General features: G+C 34.8%; 23 protein-coding genes. 16 read left to right on the forward strand and 7 right to left on the reverse strand.

Features of this window, described 5'->3' with window-relative positions; genetic code table 11:
- Nucleotides 1-49: 49 nt before the first annotated feature.
- On the reverse strand, nt 50-235 hold the full coding sequence (locus MHH73_RS08085; RefSeq protein WP_191814910.1) for a hypothetical protein: 186 nt from the start codon (nt 233-235) through the stop codon (nt 50-52).
- Nucleotides 236-480: 245 nt separating this feature from the next.
- Here MHH73_RS08085 and MHH73_RS08090 point away from each other — a divergent pair, with 245 nt between their 5' ends.
- From MHH73_RS08090 to pepF, 5 genes are all read left to right on the forward strand, one after another.
- Entirely contained in the window at nt 481-1056 is a 576-nt protein-coding gene (locus tag MHH73_RS08090; RefSeq protein WP_191814912.1) for a GNAT family N-acetyltransferase, read from the forward strand.
- Nucleotides 1057-1618: 562 nt separating this feature from the next.
- Complete coding sequence (gene spxA / locus MHH73_RS08095; RefSeq protein WP_095369795.1) at nt 1619-2014, forward strand: transcriptional regulator SpxA; 396 nt, start codon at nt 1619-1621, stop codon at nt 2012-2014.
- 720 nt (nt 2015-2734) lie between these two features.
- Nucleotides 2735-3385, forward strand: a complete 651-nt coding sequence (gene mecA, locus MHH73_RS08100) for an adaptor protein MecA (RefSeq protein ID WP_191814914.1) — start codon at nt 2735-2737, stop codon at nt 3383-3385.
- 101 nt (nt 3386-3486) lie between these two features.
- Nucleotides 3487-4626, forward strand: a complete 1140-nt coding sequence (locus tag MHH73_RS08105; protein ID WP_341066059.1) for a competence protein CoiA — start codon at nt 3487-3489, stop codon at nt 4624-4626.
- A 109-nt stretch (nt 4627-4735) separates the two neighbouring features.
- On the forward strand, nt 4736-6559 hold the full coding sequence (pepF, locus tag MHH73_RS08110) for an oligoendopeptidase F (protein ID WP_341066061.1): 1824 nt from the start codon (nt 4736-4738) through the stop codon (nt 6557-6559).
- Nucleotides 6560-7229: 670 nt separating this feature from the next.
- On the opposite strand, the gene MHH73_RS08115 is transcribed toward pepF, so the two are convergent.
- The 4 genes from MHH73_RS08115 to MHH73_RS08130 all read right to left on the reverse strand — a co-directional run bounded on the left by MHH73_RS08115 (nt 7230) and on the right by MHH73_RS08130 (nt 10044).
- A complete protein-coding gene (locus tag MHH73_RS08115; protein WP_191814921.1) occupies nt 7230-8102 on the reverse strand; it encodes a ClpXP adapter SpxH family protein in 873 nt (290 codons plus the stop codon).
- Nucleotides 8099-8506, reverse strand: a complete 408-nt coding sequence (locus MHH73_RS08120; protein WP_191814923.1) for a globin domain-containing protein — start codon at nt 8504-8506, stop codon at nt 8099-8101. Before MHH73_RS08120 ends, MHH73_RS08115 begins: the two co-directional genes overlap by 4 nt.
- Before the next feature lie 275 nt (nt 8507-8781).
- Nucleotides 8782-9429, reverse strand: a complete 648-nt coding sequence (locus MHH73_RS08125) for a lytic transglycosylase domain-containing protein (protein ID WP_341066065.1) — start codon at nt 9427-9429, stop codon at nt 8782-8784.
- A gap of 33 nt (nt 9430-9462) precedes the next feature.
- The gene (locus MHH73_RS08130) at nt 9463-10044 is read right to left on the reverse strand and encodes a CYTH domain-containing protein (RefSeq protein ID WP_341066066.1); all 582 of its coding nucleotides are present in this window, start codon (nt 10042-10044) and stop codon (nt 9463-9465) included.
- 163 nt (nt 10045-10207) lie between these two features.
- Here MHH73_RS08130 and MHH73_RS08135 point away from each other — a divergent pair, with 163 nt between their 5' ends.
- From MHH73_RS08135 to MHH73_RS08150, 4 genes are all read left to right on the forward strand, one after another.
- Nucleotides 10208-10582: a UPF0738 family protein gene (locus tag MHH73_RS08135; protein WP_191814929.1), complete on the forward strand. Its 375-nt coding sequence runs from the start codon at nt 10208-10210 to the stop codon at nt 10580-10582.
- Nucleotides 10583-10694: 112 nt separating this feature from the next.
- Nucleotides 10695-11333, forward strand: a complete 639-nt coding sequence (locus MHH73_RS08140; protein ID WP_191814931.1) for a GTP pyrophosphokinase — start codon at nt 10695-10697, stop codon at nt 11331-11333.
- A 28-nt stretch (nt 11334-11361) separates the two neighbouring features.
- Nucleotides 11362-12156: an NAD kinase gene (locus tag MHH73_RS08145; protein WP_095369785.1), complete on the forward strand. Its 795-nt coding sequence runs from the start codon at nt 11362-11364 to the stop codon at nt 12154-12156.
- Between the two features lie 347 nt (nt 12157-12503).
- Nucleotides 12504-13391 carry an RluA family pseudouridine synthase gene (locus MHH73_RS08150; protein ID WP_341066069.1) on the forward strand — a complete coding sequence of 296 codons (888 nt, stop codon included), beginning with the start codon at nt 12504-12506 and terminating at the stop codon, nt 13389-13391.
- Here MHH73_RS08150 and prpE read toward each other — a convergent pair.
- On the reverse strand, nt 13388-14122 hold the full coding sequence (gene prpE / locus MHH73_RS08155; protein WP_341066071.1) for a bis(5'-nucleosyl)-tetraphosphatase PrpE: 735 nt from the start codon (nt 14120-14122) through the stop codon (nt 13388-13390). The two genes, MHH73_RS08150 and prpE, sit on opposite strands and share 4 nt — an antisense overlap.
- Nucleotides 14123-14256: 134 nt before the next feature.
- Here prpE and MHH73_RS08160 point away from each other — a divergent pair, with 134 nt between their 5' ends.
- From MHH73_RS08160 to MHH73_RS08170, 3 genes are all read left to right on the forward strand, one after another.
- On the forward strand, nt 14257-16104 hold the full coding sequence (locus MHH73_RS08160) for a monovalent cation:proton antiporter family protein (RefSeq protein ID WP_341066073.1): 1848 nt from the start codon (nt 14257-14259) through the stop codon (nt 16102-16104).
- Nucleotides 16105-16266: 162 nt separating this feature from the next.
- Nucleotides 16267-17040 carry an enoyl-ACP reductase FabI gene (fabI, locus tag MHH73_RS08165; RefSeq protein WP_191814942.1) on the forward strand — a complete coding sequence of 258 codons (774 nt, stop codon included), beginning with the start codon at nt 16267-16269 and terminating at the stop codon, nt 17038-17040.
- Between the two features lie 514 nt (nt 17041-17554).
- Entirely contained in the window at nt 17555-18028 is a 474-nt protein-coding gene (locus MHH73_RS08170) for a CotO family spore coat protein (protein ID WP_341066076.1), read from the forward strand.
- A gap of 51 nt (nt 18029-18079) precedes the next feature.
- Here MHH73_RS08170 and MHH73_RS08175 read toward each other — a convergent pair whose 3' ends face one another.
- Nucleotides 18080-18616: a CotY/CotZ family spore coat protein gene (locus tag MHH73_RS08175; protein WP_191814947.1), complete on the reverse strand. Its 537-nt coding sequence runs from the start codon at nt 18614-18616 to the stop codon at nt 18080-18082.
- 132 nt (nt 18617-18748) lie between these two features.
- On the opposite strand from MHH73_RS08175, the gene MHH73_RS08180 reads away from it, so the two are divergent.
- From MHH73_RS08180 to spoVAD, 4 genes are all read left to right on the forward strand, one after another.
- Nucleotides 18749-19105, forward strand: a complete 357-nt coding sequence (locus MHH73_RS08180) for a DUF1360 domain-containing protein (protein ID WP_191814949.1) — start codon at nt 18749-18751, stop codon at nt 19103-19105.
- Nucleotides 19106-19421: 316 nt separating this feature from the next.
- Entirely contained in the window at nt 19422-19889 is a 468-nt protein-coding gene (locus MHH73_RS08185) for a YhcN/YlaJ family sporulation lipoprotein (RefSeq protein WP_191814951.1), read from the forward strand.
- A 13-nt stretch (nt 19890-19902) separates the two neighbouring features.
- Nucleotides 19903-20376, forward strand: a complete 474-nt coding sequence (gene spoVAC / locus MHH73_RS08190; protein ID WP_191814953.1) for a stage V sporulation protein AC — start codon at nt 19903-19905, stop codon at nt 20374-20376.
- Complete coding sequence (gene spoVAD / locus MHH73_RS08195) at nt 20376-21386, forward strand: stage V sporulation protein AD (RefSeq protein ID WP_191814956.1); 1011 nt, start codon at nt 20376-20378, stop codon at nt 21384-21386. Before spoVAC ends, spoVAD begins: the two co-directional genes overlap by 1 nt.
- The last annotated feature ends 5 nt before the right edge of the window (nt 21387-21391 follow it).

Genomic DNA, 21391 nt, shown 5'->3' on the forward strand with positions numbered 1-21391 from the left:
TTATTTGACACGAAGTGTGTATGCGTTATCATAGTATATAGGATGAGGATTATTTCTTCTTTCCGCCCACGTTTTTCCATCCGGTTTGCATAAACGCAGATTGGTCTACGAATTCGGATTTTTTCTTGCCACCGAAAAATTTTATTCCCAAGCTGTTTAATAATACACCTAAAAGGGAAGTTAAACTGAGTATGAGCAATGAAACGATAATTAAGTCTGAAAAGTAACCAATCATTGATAAACCTCCAATTTTCTTTTCGGAAAATTCAAGTTATTCTGATGATGTTCTATTTCTTATAATAAAGCATTTATTAAAGAATGAAAAGAATGAAAATCACAAATACTTTGAGATAGAACGTTCACAAACTTAGTTTATTTATACGTGAATGATGACTTATTTATACGATTTTCTTATACAAGAAGAGAAAGCTGGAAGTTTATCACGACTGGAACTATTAAAATAATAAAGGGGTTTGATCCATGCATTGGTATGAAAAGTTGAATCAGTACTTTCCTGTAGAAGAGATGAAGTCAAAAGAACATATGGAAACACTGTTAAAGGAGAGACCTGATATTTATCATAAAGATGAGGGTCCAATGCATGTGTTAATGTATGTGGAACTTGAAACTTTTGTTTTTATCGACTATTTATTTGTGTCCAAAGATTCAAGAGGACAAGGTTTAGGGCATAAATTAATTGATCAATTAAAGGAAAAAGGCAAACCAATTATACTAGAGGTTGAACCTGTTGATTATGAAGATACTGATACCGAAAAACGCTTAAAATTTTATAAAAGAGAAGGTTTTGAGCACGCTCAATCGATAGGTTACCGTCGTCGATCGCTTGCAACAAATGAAGTAAATGCAATGGAGATTTTATATTGGGCACCAAATAACGAAACGGAAGAAATGATTTTTGATGCAATGATAAAAACATATGAATTGATTCATACGTACAAGGATATCCAGTTCTATGGAGCATCGTATCAACCAGTAGATGAAGTCCTTACTTTTTCTGAGGATGACAATAATAATGATGTTTTAAAAGATATTTAATCTAAAGAAAATCTCGAACAATCTCATGTTGTTCGGGATTTCTTTTTATGTAAGGTGCGGCTCAATATCTTTTCCTTCATTTAATGCTTTTTCATTTAATGTCGATGATTGAGAATATAAATGTTTATTCTTTAAAAATAAAGGGTATTTATTTATTAGAGTTGTATAAGTAATATAGTAACAGTTTTCATTATTCTATAATTGAACAGTTTGTGAACAAATAAAAAAATCAAAATTACATGAAACCTTTTTTGAATCAAAACGTCTTATATTATAGATTCACTAAGGCAGAAGTTAATTGTTTAATTGGCAATAGGTGTATGAAAGAATGTAAAAATGTATATCATCTGTTCTACAGATGGTGTATAATAAAATAGAACAGCTTATTTAAATTAATTATAAATTACAACAATAGTTATAGCCTAGTGGATTATTCTCAATGAGAAAGTAAGCCTGTTCATTGAAAACGGGAAACAAGTGTAGCAATAGCAAGAATAGCATAATTAAACAATTACGACGAATAAAATATACTTTAAATTTCTAAGGAGTGTGAAATTGTAAAATGGTCACATTATACACTTCACCAAGTTGTACATCATGTAGAAAAGCAAAAGCATGGTTAGAGGCAAACGATATTGCATACAAAGAAAGAAATATTTTTTCAGAACCTTTAGCAATTGATGAAATTAAAGAAATCCTTCGTATGACAGAAGATGGAACAGATGAAATTATTTCAACACGTTCTAAAACTTTCCAAAAGTTGGATGTTAATCTTGAGACAATGCCTTTACAGGATTTATTTGAATTAATTAGAGATAATCCTGGTTTACTAAGAAGACCGATTATCTTAGATGAAAAAAGATTACAAGTCGGTTATAATGAAGATGAAATTCGACGTTTCCTTCCTAGAAAGGTTCGTACGTATCATCTACGTGAGGCTCAAAAGTTGGTTAACTAAAACCAATCTTGCTTTTCTTAATTTCTCATTTAACTTGAGTGTGCTTAAAAGATAACGAGCAAATCCTTTTATATGGATTTGCTCGTTTTTTTGTTCTATAAAACAATTTTGGGGTAATATCAGCAAAAGTCGTCTTATCCATCTTTACTGAGAAAAGCAAAGCATAGGTTAGGAGATTTACGCGCCCATCCAAAGTTTAAAGCATCAAAGATAGCCGACAAAAATTCTTTAGGCATTTCTGATACATAATGGGAAGAACGACATTTCTCTCCCCTGACTTTATTAATTGCTTAATAGAGTCGACCGATTTATTTTACAGTTATTCATACCCGATTTTTTCAAAAGGAAAGTACTGCGTTTTAATCACAAATCAGTTGTGAAAAAAAGCTTTTTCATCACCCTAAGCTTGTTTCTTGTAGGGGACAGGTTTTTTTGATAAAATACAAACACAATAAAGATATATTGTATTAGCGAATATAGGCATTCATTCGTTTTTTGCCAATTGCATTTTTGGGCATTCCCTTTACAACATATTTATCATAAAATATAACAAAAGGTAAAACATAATAGGTATATCTGTTTTTACACGTTATTTTCTCATTATTCTTGCTAGAATGACCATAAAAGAATAATTTTCTTGAAATAGGGTAAATGGTAGTAAAGCAGTACAAATTAGGGGTTATAATCCCTTCACAAAAAGCAAGAAGGGAGAGTTGCTAAGTGGAAATCGAGAGAATTAACGAAAACACGGTGAAGTTTTATATCTCGTATATTGATATTGAGGAAAGAGGCTTTGATCGTGATGAAATATGGTACAACCGAGAAAGAAGTGAAGAACTTTTTTGGGATATGATGGATGAGGTTCATACAGAAGAAGATTTTGTGATGGAAGGTCCATTATGGATTCAAGTTCAAGCACTTGATAAAGGATTAGAAATCTTAGTAACGAAGGCGCAGTTATCTAAAGACGGACAAAAGTTAGAACTTCCTGTTTCTGATGAAAAAATGAAGGATTTTGCTGTAGATGAAAGAGTAGAAGCTATGCTTGATCAATTGCAGGAAAATGAAGAAGAGGAAGTGGAAGAAAAATTAGATTTCGTTATTGCTTTTCGAGACTTTGAGGATATCATTTCATTATCCAAGCGAGTGGAACTAGGAAATGTTCATACGCAACTGCGTTCATACAAGAATAACTATTATTTAATCGTCGAATTTCCTGAGGAACAATTCGAAGAGGATGAAATTGATAATATTCTAAGTATACTACTTGAATATGGTCATGAAACAGATACGACCATTCACGTCATTTCTGAATATGGAAAGGTAATTATCGCTGAAAATGCTTTAATTGAACTTAAAAAATATTTTTAATAAAAATCCGATTTCTTTAAGAAGTCGGTCTTTTCTTTTTATGCAGGAAAAAAGAATGAGAGGTGAGAAGTTAGTAATGTATAGAAAGGATGTGAGCCGACATGTTAAAGGCAATAACGAATGAGGGTGAGCTTATTTCTGCTCAAGATGTTCATAAATATAAGGAAAAGTCTTTTTATTGTCCAGAATGTAAGGAAGTTGTCATTTTGAAGAATGGCATCTTCAAAAAGTCTCACTTTGCTCATAAACCGCAAAGTCAATGCTTTGAATCATACGAAAAAGAGTCAGAAGTCCACTTAAAAGGGAAATTATTGTTATACGCTTTATTAAAAAAGCACTATAGAAATGTTGAGATTGAGAAATACTTCGCTAACATCGATCAAAGAGCGGATATCAGCTTTGAACATAACGGAGGTGTTTATGCTATTGAGTTTCAATGTTCAACCATTCCTACAAAAATAGTTCATAAGCGCACAAATGGCTATATCAAGGCTGGAATAAAACCATTGTGGATATTATCCCACAAACAACTCCATACTATAGGAAATCATTTATTTTCTTTAACCGCTTTTCATTATGCTTTTCTTCAAAAAACTTCCGCAAATAAATTAATCATCCCTTTTTTAAACGTTGATACTGAAAGTTTGTACATACTTTATCATCTCCTCCCAATTACCACGAGAAAGACTTTTGCCCTTCTAGCCCTGAAACCACTTCGTTCGAATACTTTGTACGAATTATTGAATCCACCGAATAATAAAATGAACTTTTCTTTCTGGTTGCAAGAAAGGGAAAATATAAAAAGATATGGAAACCTTAAATATAGCTCGTTTTCTAAACGATTTAAAGAAGAAATCTACCGTTGCGGCTTTCATATCGAAAACCTTCCAGACTTTTGTGGTCTTCCGGTAAAGGGAGGTGCTAAACTAAGTACTTCACCAATTCAGTGGCAAACATTTATTTTTATAGATATATTACGCCATGAAGAAGTATTTTCCCTAGAAAACGTCTATGATTCGGTGCAATATCGCTTGGAACGGAAAGATATTCGTATTAGAGTAGAGGTACCTATAGCCCTCAAAAAAGTAATTGATAATTATTTACTTCTTTTAAACACTATAAATGTAATAGAGGAGATCGATGGTACTAAATATCAAATAAGGACTTCTAATAGGAAGAATAGAAAAATAAGTAAAGAAGAAGGGGAAATGATTATGAAAATGGCATTAAAAGAATATTGAAGTATTTTAAATGAATGGGTGAAACATAATACTGAACAATTACTTTCATTTGATGTAAGATAGTAACATATAGTAATTTTTAACATAATGAATGTAGGAGGAAAACAATATGGCTAACGATTCTACAGTTAAGAAACTACCAACAAGAAATGAGGTGCCAGTGGAAGAAACTTGGCGTCTTGAAGATATTTTTGCAAGTGACGATGATTGGACTAAAGAATTTAATGAAGTAAAAGAGTTATCTACAGAAGCAGGCAAGTATAAAGGGACATTACATGAAAGTGCCGAGGCTCTTTATGATGTTTTACAATATCAAGATCATTTACTCTCTCGAATTGTGAAGCTCTTTACATATGCAAGAATGAGATATGATCAAGATACAACAAATGCAACTTATCAAAGTTTAGATGATAAAATCAAAGGGTTGTATTCAGTGGTTGCAAGTGAACTTGCTTTCATAGTGCCAGAAATTCTTGCCATTGATGAAGGGAAGTTAGCTCAATATATGGCTGAGAAAGATGAATTAAAACTATATGAACATGCGCTTGAAGAAATCAATCTTCAACGTCCTCATGTACTTACAGCAGAAAAAGAAGCCTTACTTGCACAAGCCTCAGAAGTAATGGATGCATCGAGTAATACTTTTGGTATGTTAAATAATGCTGATTTAACTTTCCCAGCGATTAAAAATGAAGATGGAGAAGAAGTAGAAGTCACACACGGTAGATTCATCAACTTCCTAGAGAGTGATGATCAACGTGTACGTCGAGATGCTTTTCATGCAATGTATACAACTTATGGCCAATTTCGGAATACATTCGCTAGTACGTTAAGTGGAAATGTGAAAAGAAATAACTTCAATGCAAAGGTACGGAACTATCAATCAGCTCGACATGCCGCCTTATCCGCCAACAATATTCCAGAATCAGTTTATGATCAATTGGTAAGTACGATTAATGATCATCTTTACTTACTTCATCGCTATGTGAAACTACGGAAAAAAGTTTTACAATTAGATGAATTGCACATGTACGATCTATACACACCTTTAGTCAAAGATGTAAAAATGGCGACTACTTATGATGAAGCGAAAAAACTAATGATTGAAGGGTTAGCGCCTTTAGGTGAGGAATATCGCAGTATTTTGGAAGAGGGATTACAGAATCGCTGGGTAGATGTTTCGGAGAATAAAGGAAAGAGAAGTGGTGCCTATTCTTCCGGTGCTTATGGTACAAATCCTTATATCCTTCTTAATTGGCAAGATAATATCAATAACCTTTTCACTTTAACACATGAATTTGGTCATTCAGTTCATAGTTATTACACACGGAAGTCACAACCATATGCTTATGGTGATTATTCCATTTTTGTGGCTGAAGTAGCCTCAACTTGTAATGAAGCGTTATTAAATGATCATTTATTAAAAACCATTGATGATGATAAAAAACGTTTATTTCTACTAAATCATTTCTTAGAAGGGTTTAGAGGAACGGTATTCCGTCAAACGATGTTTGCGGAATTTGAGCATGAGATTCACCAAATGGCTCAAAATAACGAGGCTTTAACAGCAGATGCCCTTACTGAGAAGTATTATGAACTGAACAAGAAATACTTTGGCGGTGAGGATATCATTATTGATAAAGAAATCGGTTTAGAGTGGTCAAGAATTCCTCACTTCTATTACGATTATTACGTGTACCAATATGCTACTGGTTACAGTGCTGCAACAGCATTAAGTGAGCAAATTTTAAAAGAAGGAAAACCAGCAGTTGATCGCTTTATTGGTTTCCTAAAAGCAGGTAGTTCCGATTACCCGATAGAAGTGCTCAAAAAAGCGGGTGTGGATATGACAAGTTCAGAACCGATTAAGGCAGCATGCAAAGTATTTGAGGAAAAGTTAAATGAGATGGAACAATTGTTAGAAACGATTTAAATTAATTATCAAGTAGCCTAAATCAAAAGATTTAGGCTGCTTACTCATTCAGAAAACAAACAAATAGTACTACAAGAAAGACAAGATATTTTTCTAATGATAAAGGAAGTTCACTATAGTGATAGAGAATTTGACAATAATGTGAAATGGTACACAAACTATTGCGAGCTTAAAAAAGCCATGGTATATTTATATTGTGAAGTTAATCACAAACAAACAATTTACCCCTTTGTTTGATCGTGAAAAATTTCTCCCATCCCCTTTGTTAAATATATTTACATGAAAAACCCTACGCCTCATGAGAGAGTGTAGGGTTTTTTACTGTCTGGATTGAAAGTTGGATTGATTCTTGAATGAAGGACGTATTCATTAAATGATTAGGATCCTGCTCTCCCAAACTTTTTATCCTATCAGGTTAGATAGTATGGAAATGCACTTTCTCATTAAAAGCAGAGTGCTTTGCCTTTTACAAACCTCTTTAAAATCAGGCAGCTTACCATAGTCAGAAGTTACGTTGCACATCCTTGAGAAGTAAATGGTATAAGTAAGTCAATTGCTCAAAGGTAAGGAAGACGCTTTATGCCGCAATTGTGACTGTAAGATAGCAGGGATAGATGGATAGATGAGGGTTTTTATCAGGGCATAAAAAAAGACTGATGATAAACATCAATCAGTCGAGTGACTTCCAAAAAGCTCCGTGCTTTGCGGGTACTTGCTCAACAACTTGCTTCAGTTGGAGCTTTTTCATTTCTTTATTTACTTCTTGCTCAGTCATATTATAGACGACTGCTATTTCTGAAGTAGCGACAAGTTTATAATGTTTAATAAACAGCTCTATGTCCGGTAATGGAGAAGGTTCGAGTTTATATGGAACCATTTCCTTTAATATTTGTTCATACACATCAAAGCTGTACTGCCCTGTAATTTTTATGCCTTCATCTTCAATGTTTTCATTGAAGAACACCATCGTTGGAATTTCTTCTACATCCATCTCAGCTGTAATCTTTACATCACATTGAAATGCTTTTGCAGCACTTTCGGAATGTATATCTGTCACAAATTCAACAACGTCTAAGCCAATTTGGTTGGCGCATTCTTTTAAAACTTCAAAATCTGATACATTTTTCTTTTCGAGAAACAACTTTTCTTGTAGTTTTCTCAAAAAACGAATGCCGGCTTTTCTGCCCTGTAGTTCGGCTGCCTTAATAGCAATGGAGGCTAACTGAGGGGATAGTACCGGATTTTCGTACCAAACAGATCCGTCACATGACATCCCTGATCGACTAGCGGTTTTCTCCCACTGTTCAACTAATTGGTCGTAGTTTTGCCTCTTGCCTCTATTTAAAGCATTTAGCTTCCCACTTATTACATGCTTGAGAGAAAAATACCGGCCATATTCTACGGACAGTTTTTTAATAATCGGTTCTAAACTCCAACATTCTGGGCATAGCGGGTCAATAAACATATAGATTTCTAACGGTTTATTTTCACTGCCATGACAATGTGGTGAGACAGATTTACTTTCAAATTCTTCATGATTCATTTGTCATCACCCTCTAATTCATCTTTTTCAGGTGTATTTACCATATGTTGTGCTGTGAGAGTTAGTCTCTCAAGAAATCCTTCTTTCAAGCGTATATCCAATTCGACTTCATTCATTGCATCCTCCATACAAGAAAGCCATGCCTTTGCACGCGTCATTGTGATGGCAAAAGGTAGGTGACGTGCTCTCAGCATCGGGTGGCCGTGTTCTGAGGTATATAATGGCGGACCGCCTAAAAATTGTGTCAGAAACTGCTTTTGTTTTCTAATTGTTTCAGTTAAATCGTCAGGAAAGATTGGGACGAGCTCAGGATGTTGTCCAACCCGTTTATAAAATGCTTCAACTAGTTGGTGAAGTTTTTCCTCACCTAACGCGTCGAACGGAGTATTGATATTCTCGACCATTGTAATAGAACCCCTTTAAACAAAAGTATGTTAATAAAAGCGATGATCATGTCATCAGCTAGACATAATTCCTTCATGTTTTGATATTATTTTATCAATGTAACGGTTATATCTCAAACAAATAGCTTTGTGCCACGAATTAATATTAAGAATACAGGTGTTTTCAGTTCTATTATATGGGGCATATCTCTTGAAAAACAAGTACGGAGGATTATCCTTGAGGTGGGATTTCTTAAATTAAAAAAGTAGTGACTAAAAGGAAGTCACTACGATACTTAGACAAATTGTTTTTGATTTAGTAAATTCTCTGTTACTTTTTGTACATAGTTTTGTGTTTCTTTAAATGGCGGAATACCATTATACTTATCAACATTACCGGGACCAGCATTATATGCTGCAAGGGCAAGGTCGGTATTATTTCCATATCGATCAAGCATTTGTCTTAAATATTTTGTACCTGCCATTACATTTTGTGTGGCATCAAATCTGTCAGTCACACCAAGCCACTTAGCTGTTTCAGGCATTAATTGCATCAAACCACTCGCACCTGCTGAGCTAACTGCATTTGGATTGAAATTGGACTCTTGTTGAATAACCGCTGTAATTAATTCAGTTGGTACGTTATAGGCGGATGCAGCCTGTTGAATGATATCTTGAATGGATTGATCACTATTCTCTTCTTTAAACTTCGTAAGCTGTACAGGAGGAAGAGAAACGGGAGAAGAAGTGAGCATTGTTTCAGCGATCGTTTGTATTGCTCCTATCTTCTGTGAAAAATCACTAGAAGTATCATTCATACTAGCGGTAATTGTGTTTGATAATAATTGTGAAAAATCAGTTGTATTGCTGTTTTGCGTTGTATTTGGAAGAAAGGTTTGTAAGCTTTGCATTTGCATTAATAGTTTCAGCTGATCAATATTCATTATGACTCTCCTCGTATGTCCTTGTTAATCATCTCATCTTCTTTTCTGAACTTCCCGAAATAATCTTTTCACTTTGTTCTCTGTTTTTCTTATCGGTATGTTCATCTCTTTTAATAGTTTTTTAAAGGAATTTAAGCCATTTTCCCTATTCGAAACCTCATATTCTAATTCATAATCCATCTTATCTAAATATTCACTATAATCTAGGACAATTAAACCGTTATCATCATTTTTTTCGGCACGGCTTGTTAATAAAGAACCAAATAATTCAAACGTCTCTTCAGGGAAATGAAGATCACTTTTAAGTGAAGATAAATATTGCTTGTCGATGTACCCTTGATTTATGATATGCTTTGCTTCTTCCGGTTGAAGATCATGGTTTGTTTCTAATAATCCATCTGAGTGAGGTTGTTTTAATGTAAGTTCGAATTGATTATTCTTTTCTCTAATTCTGAGCGCACACCCGACGTTTTTTAAAAAGAAAGTTGGTGTATCAAAATAATAATTGATTTGTGTGAAGAAATCTTCGTCTTCTATATGAAGCTGCTTTTTTAATTGAGCAAATTCTTGTTCTGTGAGCATGTTTTTGAATTCAATTTCTATATTTTGTGACATGATTAATCCTTCCTATTCTCTCGACTATATGTATAATCAAATTAGAGATAATACATGATTGCTTATACTTATATTTATTATGGCGCTGTATCACATAATCTGCAATGTTCTTTGAGATTTTTTCCCCTTCTATGGTAAAATGTAAGAGTTTGGAGGTAAAAAAATGAATAAAAAAGTAGAAGTACAAAGTGCGTTATGGAATGATGAAGGAAAGGAATTATTATTAGAAATTGACTCAACTTTATCTGTGAAGGATTTTGAGCCGAGAGAACAGATGCTAGTAGATTCCGACCATTTATCATTTATATACATAACAGAAAAAAATGATGATTATACATATATCATGTTACATGAATCATTATGGCAACAATTAAAGCAATCATTGGTTGTTAATGGTGAAGTGTATTTGTATGATGGAAAAGAAAAACTTAAATTACCTTTATTTCATGAAGAGTTACAATATCTTATTGAAAATATACGGGGTAATAGTAATTATGGAGATGAAATGGTTGAGAAAGTCGAGGCTATGTTTGAATAACTTCTCTACGAATGAAGTGTAATCATGTACCTAAGTTTCTTTCGTCGCTTTATTGCAAAAATTTCTAACTAATCATGTTAGAGAAATGAACTTACATAAGGGTGGTGCATGTATGAAGCATTGGGATCAATTTTTAGGGCCGTATAAACAAGCTGTTGAAGAGTTAAAAGTGAAACTAAAAGGGATGAGAAGTCAGTTTGATTTTGTCCCAGAGCATTCTCCAATTGAATTTGTGACTGGAAGAGTAAAACCTATTGCTAGTATATTAGATAAAGCCAACGAAAAAGGCATACCTCTTAATAGGTTGGATGTAGAAATGCAAGACATCGCTGGTATGAGAATGATGTGTCAATTTGTTGATGATATCATGAAGGTAGTAGAATTGTTACGCATGAGAAATGACTTTGAAGTCGTGGAAGAAAGAGATTATATTTCTCATGAAAAAGCAAGTGGTTACCGCTCCTACCATGTAGTTATTGCTTATCCTGTACAAACCATTCATGGGGAGAAAAAGATATTGGCGGAAATTCAAATTAGAACGTTAGCGATGAATTTTTGGGCTACGGTTGAGCATTCATTAAATTATAAATATAAAGGCCAATTCCCATCTGATATTCAAATGAGATTACAAAGAGCCGCTGAAGCAGCATTTAGATTAGATGAAGAAATGTCATCGATTCGAGGAGAAATTCAAGATGCACAAGCATTTTTTTCACAAAATAAAGAAAAGCAGCAAAAGAATAAGTCATAGAATCAAAAATTAGAGGAGCTACTAAAAAATGAGATTTGCGATTACGTCTAAAGGTGATACGAAATCGAATACATTGATGCATAAGATGAGATCGTACTTACTTGATTTTGATCTAGTTTATGATGAAGAACAACCAGATATAGTCATTTCTGTTGGTGGCGATGGAACTTTATTGTACGCATTTCACAGATATAGCAGCCGCCTTGATAAAACAGCTTTCGTTGGTGTCCATACGGGCCACTTAGGATTCTATGCTGATTGGGTACCTGATGAAATTGAAAAGCTTGTGATCGCTATAGCAAAAACTCCTTTCCAAGTGGTGGAATATCCCCTTCTTGAAGTGATTGTCCGCTATTTAAATGGTGGCAAAGAAACAAGATATTTGGCTTTGAACGAGTCCACGGTTAAAGCTGTGAACGGTACTTTTGTGATGGATGTAGAGATTCGGGGTCAACATTTTGAAAGGTTTAGAGGAGACGGCTTATGTTTATCCACGCCTTCAGGGAGTACAGCTTATAATAAGGCGTTAGGTGGTGCGATCTTACATCCATCATTGCCTGCCATTCAATTAGCTGAAATGGCATCGATTAATAATAAAGTGTTTAGAACGGTTGGTTCACCATTGGTTTTACCAGCACATCATGCATGTCTCTTAAAACCTGTGAATGAACCAGATTTTAAGATTACGATCGATCATTTATCATTATTGCATAAAGATGTAAAATCAATTCAATACCGTGTAGCTGATGAAAAAATTCGCTTTGCTAGATTCAGACCATTTCCATTTTGGAAAAGAGTACATGATTCATTTGTTGCCGATTAACTGCGTGACTTTGGATGATATTGATGCTAGTTGAAAGAAATCCGAACAATCATTCTAATTCTGTCAAAGGGTTCGAATATGTTCGGATTTTTCATTCTGTAAATGCAAAAAAAGAATACGTCCAGCTATCCCCGAGCAAAAATAGAAAAAGTTACTAATTACCTAGCTTCCAAAGGTTTGATTAAAGATCATGGGATGATACTTAAAAAATATTTGCACACTTACCTCTGCAATTTTTTTAAAAAAGAAGCAAGATAATGAAGCCTACTGTTTTTCAGCTCAATTTTACTTGCATCCCAATGTTGCTGTCTTTGGTTGAATGAACTTCGTTTATAAGGAGATATAGAATGTTTACTTTACAATGGCAAATTGATTCACTTGCTACACCAGTTAATATTAGATCATTCCTTTCCCAGCAAAATATTTCTAAAACCGCTTTAACAGATATAAAATTTGCTGGAGGTTTTATAAAGGTGAATAGAGTTGAACAAAATGTGCGGTATATGCTAAATAACGGCGATGTATTAGAAGTTGGTTTTCCACCTGAGAAAAGAAGTGAAGGTTTGCTTCCTGAAAATATTCCTCTCTCGATTCTTTACGAAGACGATTCACTATTAATCGTTGTGAAGCCAGCAGGTATGAGCACCATTCCATCTCGAGAACATCCAGATGGAAGTTTAGCGAATGCTTTATTAGGTTATTATGACCAGCAAGGAATAGTTTCCACTATTCATATTGTTACAAGACTGGACAGAGAGACGTCAGGTATAGTGTTAATTGCCAAGCATCGTCATGTTCATCACCTTTTAAGTCAACAACAGCAAAATAATGGAGTCAAAAGGAAATATAAAGCTTTTGTTTGTGGTCTAATGGCAACAAAGGAAGGGTGGATAGAAGAACCAATTGGCAGAAAACCTGATAGCATTATCGAAAGAATGGTTAGCCCGAATGGCAAATATGCAGCGACTTATTTTAAACAACTATCCCAGCAAAAAGAAAGACAATTCACTGAGTTAGAATTGTCTTTAAAAACGGGCAGAACCCATCAAATTCGAGTGCATCTTTCTCATATCGGCTTTCCTTTAATCGGAGATCATTTATATGGTGGTTCGACTAAATGGTTGCGAAGGCAAGCTTTGCATTGTTTTTCTCTATCTTTTACCCATCCAATATCAAAGGAATTCCTTAGCTTTTCAATTCCCTATCCTGAAGATATGCAAGCATTATTAAATTAATCAAAGCAAGTAAATTTCCCCTCTTGGAAGGGAAGGGAAGAGGAAACAGATACAGTCTTTAATTCAGGGTACTTAAGAGCAGTTAATTTGTTACCAAAAACTGCTCCAGTATCAATATTATATGTTTGATTGATCTTACGCACTTCTATCACAGGTGTATGGCCGTAAACAATTAATGTTTGTCCGGTATAATGTTGTGCCCAGTCTCTTCTAATTGGAGATCCATCAGGATGTTTCTCTCCAGTAATATCACCATAAAGAGCAAATGTTTTTACTTTTTTATCGTTTTTACCAATCCACTCTTCCTTCATTCCTGCATGTACTAATAATAGTCTTTCTTCATCTAGTAAATAATAAAGAGGAGATTGTTCGTATAACTCAATAAACTTTCTAAGGATATCTTTTCTTTCTTTATTATTTAAGCTTTGTAATTCCGCTACTGTCGTTTCTAAACCGTGAGTCGTCTTTACAGGATTTCCTAATGCATAACGATATAATTTATTGCAATGATTGCCAGGAACATAGTAGGCACGACGATTTTTTATTAATTGATATACGGTTTGAATGACTTTTAATGATTGTGGACCACGATCAGTTAAATCACCGATAAATGCGAGCTGCCTATCTTCTCTTAAAGGAATGCCGGAATGCCAGTCATAGCCTAGCTGGATGGTGAGATCCTTAAACTCTTTAAAACAACCATGTATATCTCCAATAATATCTAGTTTCATTTGCTGTCCCTCACTTTTATAGTAGTTTGAATCATTTAGGTATGAAAGGTATACAATTCTTATCGTTTGCATTTTTATTTTTCATATGTTTAGATTTTATTTCGACTAATTTTACTAAAAAGGAGTGACATAGAATGGAACATGGGAATTCAGTCGCCTCACTTGTAATTGTTATCGTGATTGCATTCTTAGTACCGATTATACTACATCGTTTAAAAATCAACTTTATCCCTGTTGTAGTAGCAGAAATACTAGCAGGATTAATTATTGGGAAAAGTGGATTTAATATTGTACAAGAGGATATGTGGCTTGAAACTTTATCGACATTAGGGTTTATATTCTTAATGTTTCTAAGTGGGCTTGAAATAGATTTTTCAGCATTTTCATCGAAAAAGAAAAAGCTACGATTGGGAAATGGCAAACCTGAACCAAATGCATTTCTCACTGCGAGCATTATTTTCGCCGGAATTTTTATCGTGTCATTAGTTTTATCGTATGTATTTGTTTTAGTAGGCTTTATCGATAATGTGTTTCTAATGACGTTAATTATATCAACAATCTCACTTGGTGTTGTTGTTCCTACGTTAAAAGAAGGGAACATCATGAATACTAATATCGGGCAAATCATCTTGCTTGTAGCAGTTATTGCCGATTTAGCAACGATGATTCTACTCGCTGTATTTGTTTCAGTTAATGATGGCGGAGAAGGGAATACATGGTTATTATTATTCCTATTTATCGCTGGCGTGATCCTATACTTTATAGGAAGAAGATATAAAAATAATAACTTCATACAGTCGCTATCAACAGGAACCATTCAAATTGGCACGAGGGCTGTTTTTGCACTCATTATTTTCTTAGTAGCTGTTTCGGAATCTGTTGGAGCGGAAAATATCTTAGGGGCATTTTTAGCAGGTGTGCTTGTGTCTTTATTGGCACCAAACCAAGAACTTGTTCATAAACTAGATTCGTTTGGATACGGCTTTCTAATCCCGATTTTCTTTGTAATGGTAGGCGTAGATTTAGATATTTGGTCACTTTTTGCTGAGCCAATGTTATTAGCGTTTATTCCGTTATTATTATTGGCATTGCTCATATCTAAATTAATCCCGGTATTTTACATGAAGAAATGGTATGATATGAAAACGGTTGTTGCGTCAGGGTTTATTTTAACTTCCACGCTTTCATTAGTCATTGCTGCTGCGACTATTGGTCAAAGAATGGGTATGATTTCTGAAGAAATGGGTGGGATGTTGATATTGGTAGCTGTTATCAGTAGTATCTTTACACCTATTGTCTTTAAGAAATTATTTCCAAAAGAAACGGTCAAAGAGAAGAAGATTAAAGTATCCTTTATTGGTGCAAACCAGATTACAATGCCGTTATCAAATGAGTTAGCTTCTGATATGTACGAAACGAGTGTATATCATACCGTTCAGCAAAAAGAGGAACCATTTATTACACCAGCCTTTGAGTTGAATGAACTTCCTGCTTTTTCAATGGAAGCGATAAAAGAAACAGAAATTTTGCAAGCTGATGTTGTTGTAATTACAACTGGAGATGAGGATATCAACCTTGAACTGGCAGAAGCACTGAAAGAATCAGGAATTAATCGTGTAATCTGTCGCTTAGAAAACCCCATTCTAGAAGAAAAGGCAATAGCAGCTGGTATTGAATCTTTTTCAAGTATGTTGTCAACGAAAACCTTATTACGAGCGTTGATCGCTTCTCCAAGTGTTGTGGAGATAATTGAAAATCAAGAAACAACATTATATGATGTGACATTACGAAATTCAAAATTTGATGGAATGACGATCAGACGATTTCCATTTGCCGGTGATGTGATATTTGTTCGTATCTTAAGGGGGCAAGAAACTATTATACCCCACGGTGATACAGAGCTTTTATTAAATGATCGCTTAATCGTCACCGGTTCTCGGGAATATGTGGAAGAGTTAAAGTGGGAATTAGAGCTTAACTAAAAGGAGTAGTTATTTCAAGGTGCGAATAGATTCTATGACAGAGTCTATTCGTATTTTTTTATATCTTCTTTCCCGTCACATTCCTATTGAAAAGTAAATATTTTTCATGTAATATTAGTACTAGGTACTAATAACTTGTATAAATTATAGGGGGATTATAATATGACGATCTCATTAAAAGGGAAAACTTACGTTGTGATGGGCGTAGCGAATAAACGTAGTATTGCCTGGGGAATAGCAAGGTCACTACATACAGCAGGTGCAAATCTCATTTTCACATATGCTGGTGAAAGATTAGAGAAAAGTGTCCGAGATTTAGTCAGTACCCTTGAAGGTGCGGAGGACTCACTTGTAATACCTTGTGATGTGACAAATGATGAAGATGTAGAAAGTTGTTTTAAACAAATTAAAGAGGCAGTTGGAGAAATTAATGGAATTGCTCACTGTATCGCATTTGCCAATAAAGAAGAGCTTCAAGGGGAGTATATGAATACATCTAGGGATGGCTTCTTATTAGCGCATAATATTAGTTCGTATTCCTTAACTGCTGTTGCTAAAGCAGCAAGACCATTAATGGTTGAAGGAAGTAGCATTGTTACCATGACTTACCTTGGTGGTGAAAGAGCAATTAAAAACTATAATGTCATGGGAGTAGCAAAAGCTTCTCTTGATGCAAGTGTAAAATATTTAGCAGTTGATTTAGGAAAAGAGAATATTCGCATCAACTCTATCTCTGCTGGTCCAATTCGTACTTTGTCAGCTAAAGGTATTGGTGAATTCAATTCAATTTTGAAAGAAATCGAAGAAAATGCACCATTACAAAGAACAACAACGCCTGAGGAAGTCGGAGATACAGCTGTGTTCTTATTTAGCGACATGTCAAGAGGCATTACAGGAGAAAATATCCACGTCGATTCTGGTTATCATATTCGCTAAATTTTTAAACGGACGTAACAAATAAGAGCTAGCTTTTTTAAAAGTTCGCATTTTGCGCACATTACTCGTTGATTTTAGGACGAGTGATGTGCGCATTTTTATTTTTCCTAATATCCTCCAATGCTCTGATCGCGGTTCGTATCGATGATTTTGTGAGTGACCTTTTTCGAAGCACTCATTAGAGATTCCGCCAATTAAGTGAAATGTAAAACCATTGGCATGGTCCTTATCCGAAATGCTTCGCAAATCCATATTGCTTAACTATCATCCTGCTTTTATACATATGCTATCCTTTGGATTCCCTCCAGCTGTTAGCAACATCGATACAAGAAACTTTACAATAAGAAGAAATAAGACAATCAGGGATATGAATATAAATTTATTGTAGTAGTGTTTCTCAGATAGAAGTCTTCTTTCGAGTATATCCTTTCAGTGGTTAAAATGAACGCCCATTTTTATTTCACATATAATATGTTGGAGCTTCGAATTTATTGAAGAGGGACGGGTGAAAGACATGGATACACAAAATAAAAAAAAGAAGCCTTTATTATATGTACAACAATCTAATCTTCCTTCTCCTTCGACGTCAATGCAGTCAACTTATTCCAGTAAAAATGAAGTGGAGAAAGAAGAAAATGAAGTTATCACAAATGCTTCTATAGATGAAAAAGGTATGGTGGAGGAAAAAGGAGAAGATGTACAGCAAGTTTTGGAGGAATACGAGGAAAGTCATTCAGAAAGCGAGCAAGGTTTTAAACGCGTGAAAAGTTTTAAGGATATGAATGTACAGGAAAGGATTGATTATCTCCTTCATTTTCCAAAGCAGTTACCGCCTGTACCTTGCCTATTTATAAGTGATGATAAGCATATTAGGGGATTTATTGAGTTAAAACAAGGCAATGAGTTAATGATTAAAACGTTAAGCGGCAGTATGCAAACCATTCATATTCAGAGTATAAAATCGATAAAAATGGTCGGTTTTAGGTAAGTTGACTGTAAATAAAGAGCCAGTCGAGTGAACGACTGGCTTTTATAATCATTAGTCTTCGAAATATTCAACACAATTATCAATTGGTAAATAAATATCTTGAATACATTGAACTGCACAGAAGCAATCCAAATCTACAGAGATACAGTTTTCACTAGAACGGAAACCATCTACTTTGCAGATTTTAGATAAATCAATGCAGCAGCCTTCTGTAATATCAGCAGTTTCAAAGCAACCAGGATCTGTTTCAGTAACTGGTTCTAAGACTCTTAGAGTAGCACATGAATTATCGAATATCTCTTCTACTCTAAAGAAAATTGACGTACAAGAGCAATCATCAACATTTGTCAAAAAAGCGTGGAATGGTGAACCATCAGCTGTGCTTAACGTAAATACGCGCGTGTTAGGGCGTCTGATTTTTTTCTTTTTACCTCTCTTTGGAGAGATCGCGCCGATTGGTTCTAAGAAACAATTTGAACCGCAATCACAATCATCATCTTCGCGAACTTGATCTTGTATATCTCTTATCGCACGTACGACTTCAGCTACACAGCTGCCGTATTTATTATCCTTTTTGTTACAACCCATATTCTTTTCCTCCTTATTTCATTCTTTGATCTACATTAATAACATATTGATGAAACAGGCTATGGGTTACGGACAAACGCCTTATTTTTTAAAAAAATAGGCATATTTTTTAGGTGAAGGGTGGAGATAAGAATGGATCTTACCTTTTTTGAATTTCTTTTACTCTCATTTGCTTCTTTCCGTCTAACAAGACTAATTGTTTATGATCAAATCACTGAATTTATAAGAAGACCATTTATGTTAGAAGTTGATGAAGAGGATGAACAAGGGAATATAGAGACTTATATCATTCCAAAAAATAAAGGGGTAGCTGGCTTTTTTGGTAAGCTCCTTAGTTGTTATTGGTGCACGGGGATATGGAGTGCAGTAATTATATATGTAATGTATGCATATTTCCCTACAATCGGTGTGTTGTTAGTGGTGATTTTGTCAATTAGCGCCGTAGCGGCAATTATTGAAGGGGCAATTCAAAAAATGATTATTCAATAAAAAATTGGGCTATTGCATTATACGAGCTCTCCATCATTTGAATATGTTAAAGATAAAAGGCATATATGATGAAGGAGGGTATGGAAGGTGAACAAAAAAATATATACAAATAAAGAAGCTTTTAAAAAGAGAATTGCAGAAACAGGGGGAAGTAAAAAATCCTCCGGTTGTGGTTGTGGGAAGAAAAAGAAGAAAAGCAATTAATATAAAAAGACGAGCCATTCATAAAAGGTTCGTCTTTTGTTTTTTTTTGGATAAGAAATCAACTTTTAGAGAGAATAAACAAATAATGAAAAAGATAAGGAAGGGACAAGAAATGCCAAAATACTTGCTACTACTTATAAGTTTATTTTTGATCGCAGGGTGTAGTAAACATGATTCTGATGAAGCGCCGTTATCACTTGTTAAACCAACAAATCCTACCCCATCATTAATACATAGTGAATCACGGTCAACCGATGAAGACATGCTGCAAAGTATAGAAGAAGATATTGAAAAACAGAAAGAATTATATGATGCAGCAATTGTAAAGAATGATGATACCGTTTTAGTTGCTTACAAAGTTAGACATTTACAAAGATTTCACATGAAAAAAATTGAGAAAGATGTTAAAGGAAAATTAGAAGACAAATATCCTGATGTTAAATTTATTGTTTCCAGTGATTTTAAAATTTTTCTTGAAGTTGTCGAATTGCATGAACAACTGAAGAATCCACAATTCAGTGCCAAGGAAGCCCAAAAAAAGTTCGATAAAATAGTTAAGTTGAAAAAAGAATTAACATAGGAAGGTGAGAAGGATGTGTGCAAAACCAAAAAAAACGCCTGACCAAGAGCAATATGATCAATTAGAAAAAAAATATGAAACGAAGCGACCAGTTTTGAAAAATTGTCTTCGGGCATTTTGGGTTGGAGGATTATTTTGCTTAGTAGGACAAGCGATTTCCTATTTTTATATCTATTTCTTTAATTTCACCGAGCAAACAGCGAGTAATCCTACTGTAGCCACGATGATATTTATTGCGATGCTCCTGACTGGATTTGGTGTTTATGACAGACTTGGGCAATTTGCAGGAGCGGGTAGTGCTGTGCCAGTAACTGGTTTTGGAAATGCGGTTATTTCTGCAGCAATTGAACATCGCACCGAAGGATTTGTTCTCGGTGTCGGTTCAAATATGTTTAAACTCGCAGGTTCGGTTCTCCTGTTTGGCGTATTCTCAGCTTTTGTCGTTGCATTAATCAAAACTATTTTAATTTATATGGGGGTAATCTAATGCTAAAGGGGAAGCAATCCTGGGTTTTTAGTCAACGTCCAGCAATTATTGCTACCGGTGTGACTGGAGGACCTTTTGAAGCCAATGGGAACTTAGCTGATGATTTTGATCTCCTCCATGATGATTTATGGATGGGAGAAGATTCATATGAAAAAGCACATCGTGTACTAATGGAAGGTGCTAGTCGAACAGCATTAAGAAAAGGGGAAATGGAAAAAAAAGATGTGCAATTTTTTCTAAGTGGAGATTTAATTAATCAGATAACCCCAACGAGTCTTAGTGCAAGAGCGTTGGAAATACCTTACTTCGGTTTGTTTGGCGCATGTTCCACATCAATGGAAGGATTAGCGCTTGGTTCATTTATGATTAATTATGGTGGAGCAAATGCAGTTATAACTGGAGCAGCGAGTCATAATGCTGCTGTTGAAAAGCAATTTCGCTACCCTACAGAGTATGGCGGGCAAAAGCCACCAACTGCACAATGGACAGTTACAGGTGCGGGTGCAGCACTTCTCGTTCAAAATAATGGAGGAAATGATCCAGTTACGACAGCTGCAACAATCGGTAAGGTTGTTGACATGGGGATCACTGATCCATTTAATATGGGCGGGGCGATGGCTCCTGCGGCCGCAGATACAATTTATAATCATTTTCAAGATTTACAAATTGAACCTTCTTATTATGACTTAATTGTTACTGGAGATTTAGGGAAAATTGGTCGTGTAACTACATTGGAATTATTAAAGAATAAGGGGCTTATCATCCCAGATGAACAGTTCCAAGATTGTGGCATACTTATTTATAAAGAAGATCAGCCCGTTCAATCAGGCGGTAGCGGTGCAGGTTGTTCTGCATCCGTTTTATATGGACATTTATTAAATAGAATGAAAAGAGGAGAGTTAAAAAAGATCTTAATGGTCGCTACAGGAGCGCTATTATCTCCGCTGACGGTGCAACAAAAAGAATCGATTCCTTGTATTGCACATGCAGTAGCGATTGAAATGCCATAAAGTTA

The organism is Cytobacillus sp. FSL K6-0265 (assembly GCF_038003465.1).
Taxonomy (GTDB): domain Bacteria; phylum Bacillota; class Bacilli; order Bacillales; family Cytobacillaceae; genus Cytobacillus; species Cytobacillus stercorigallinarum.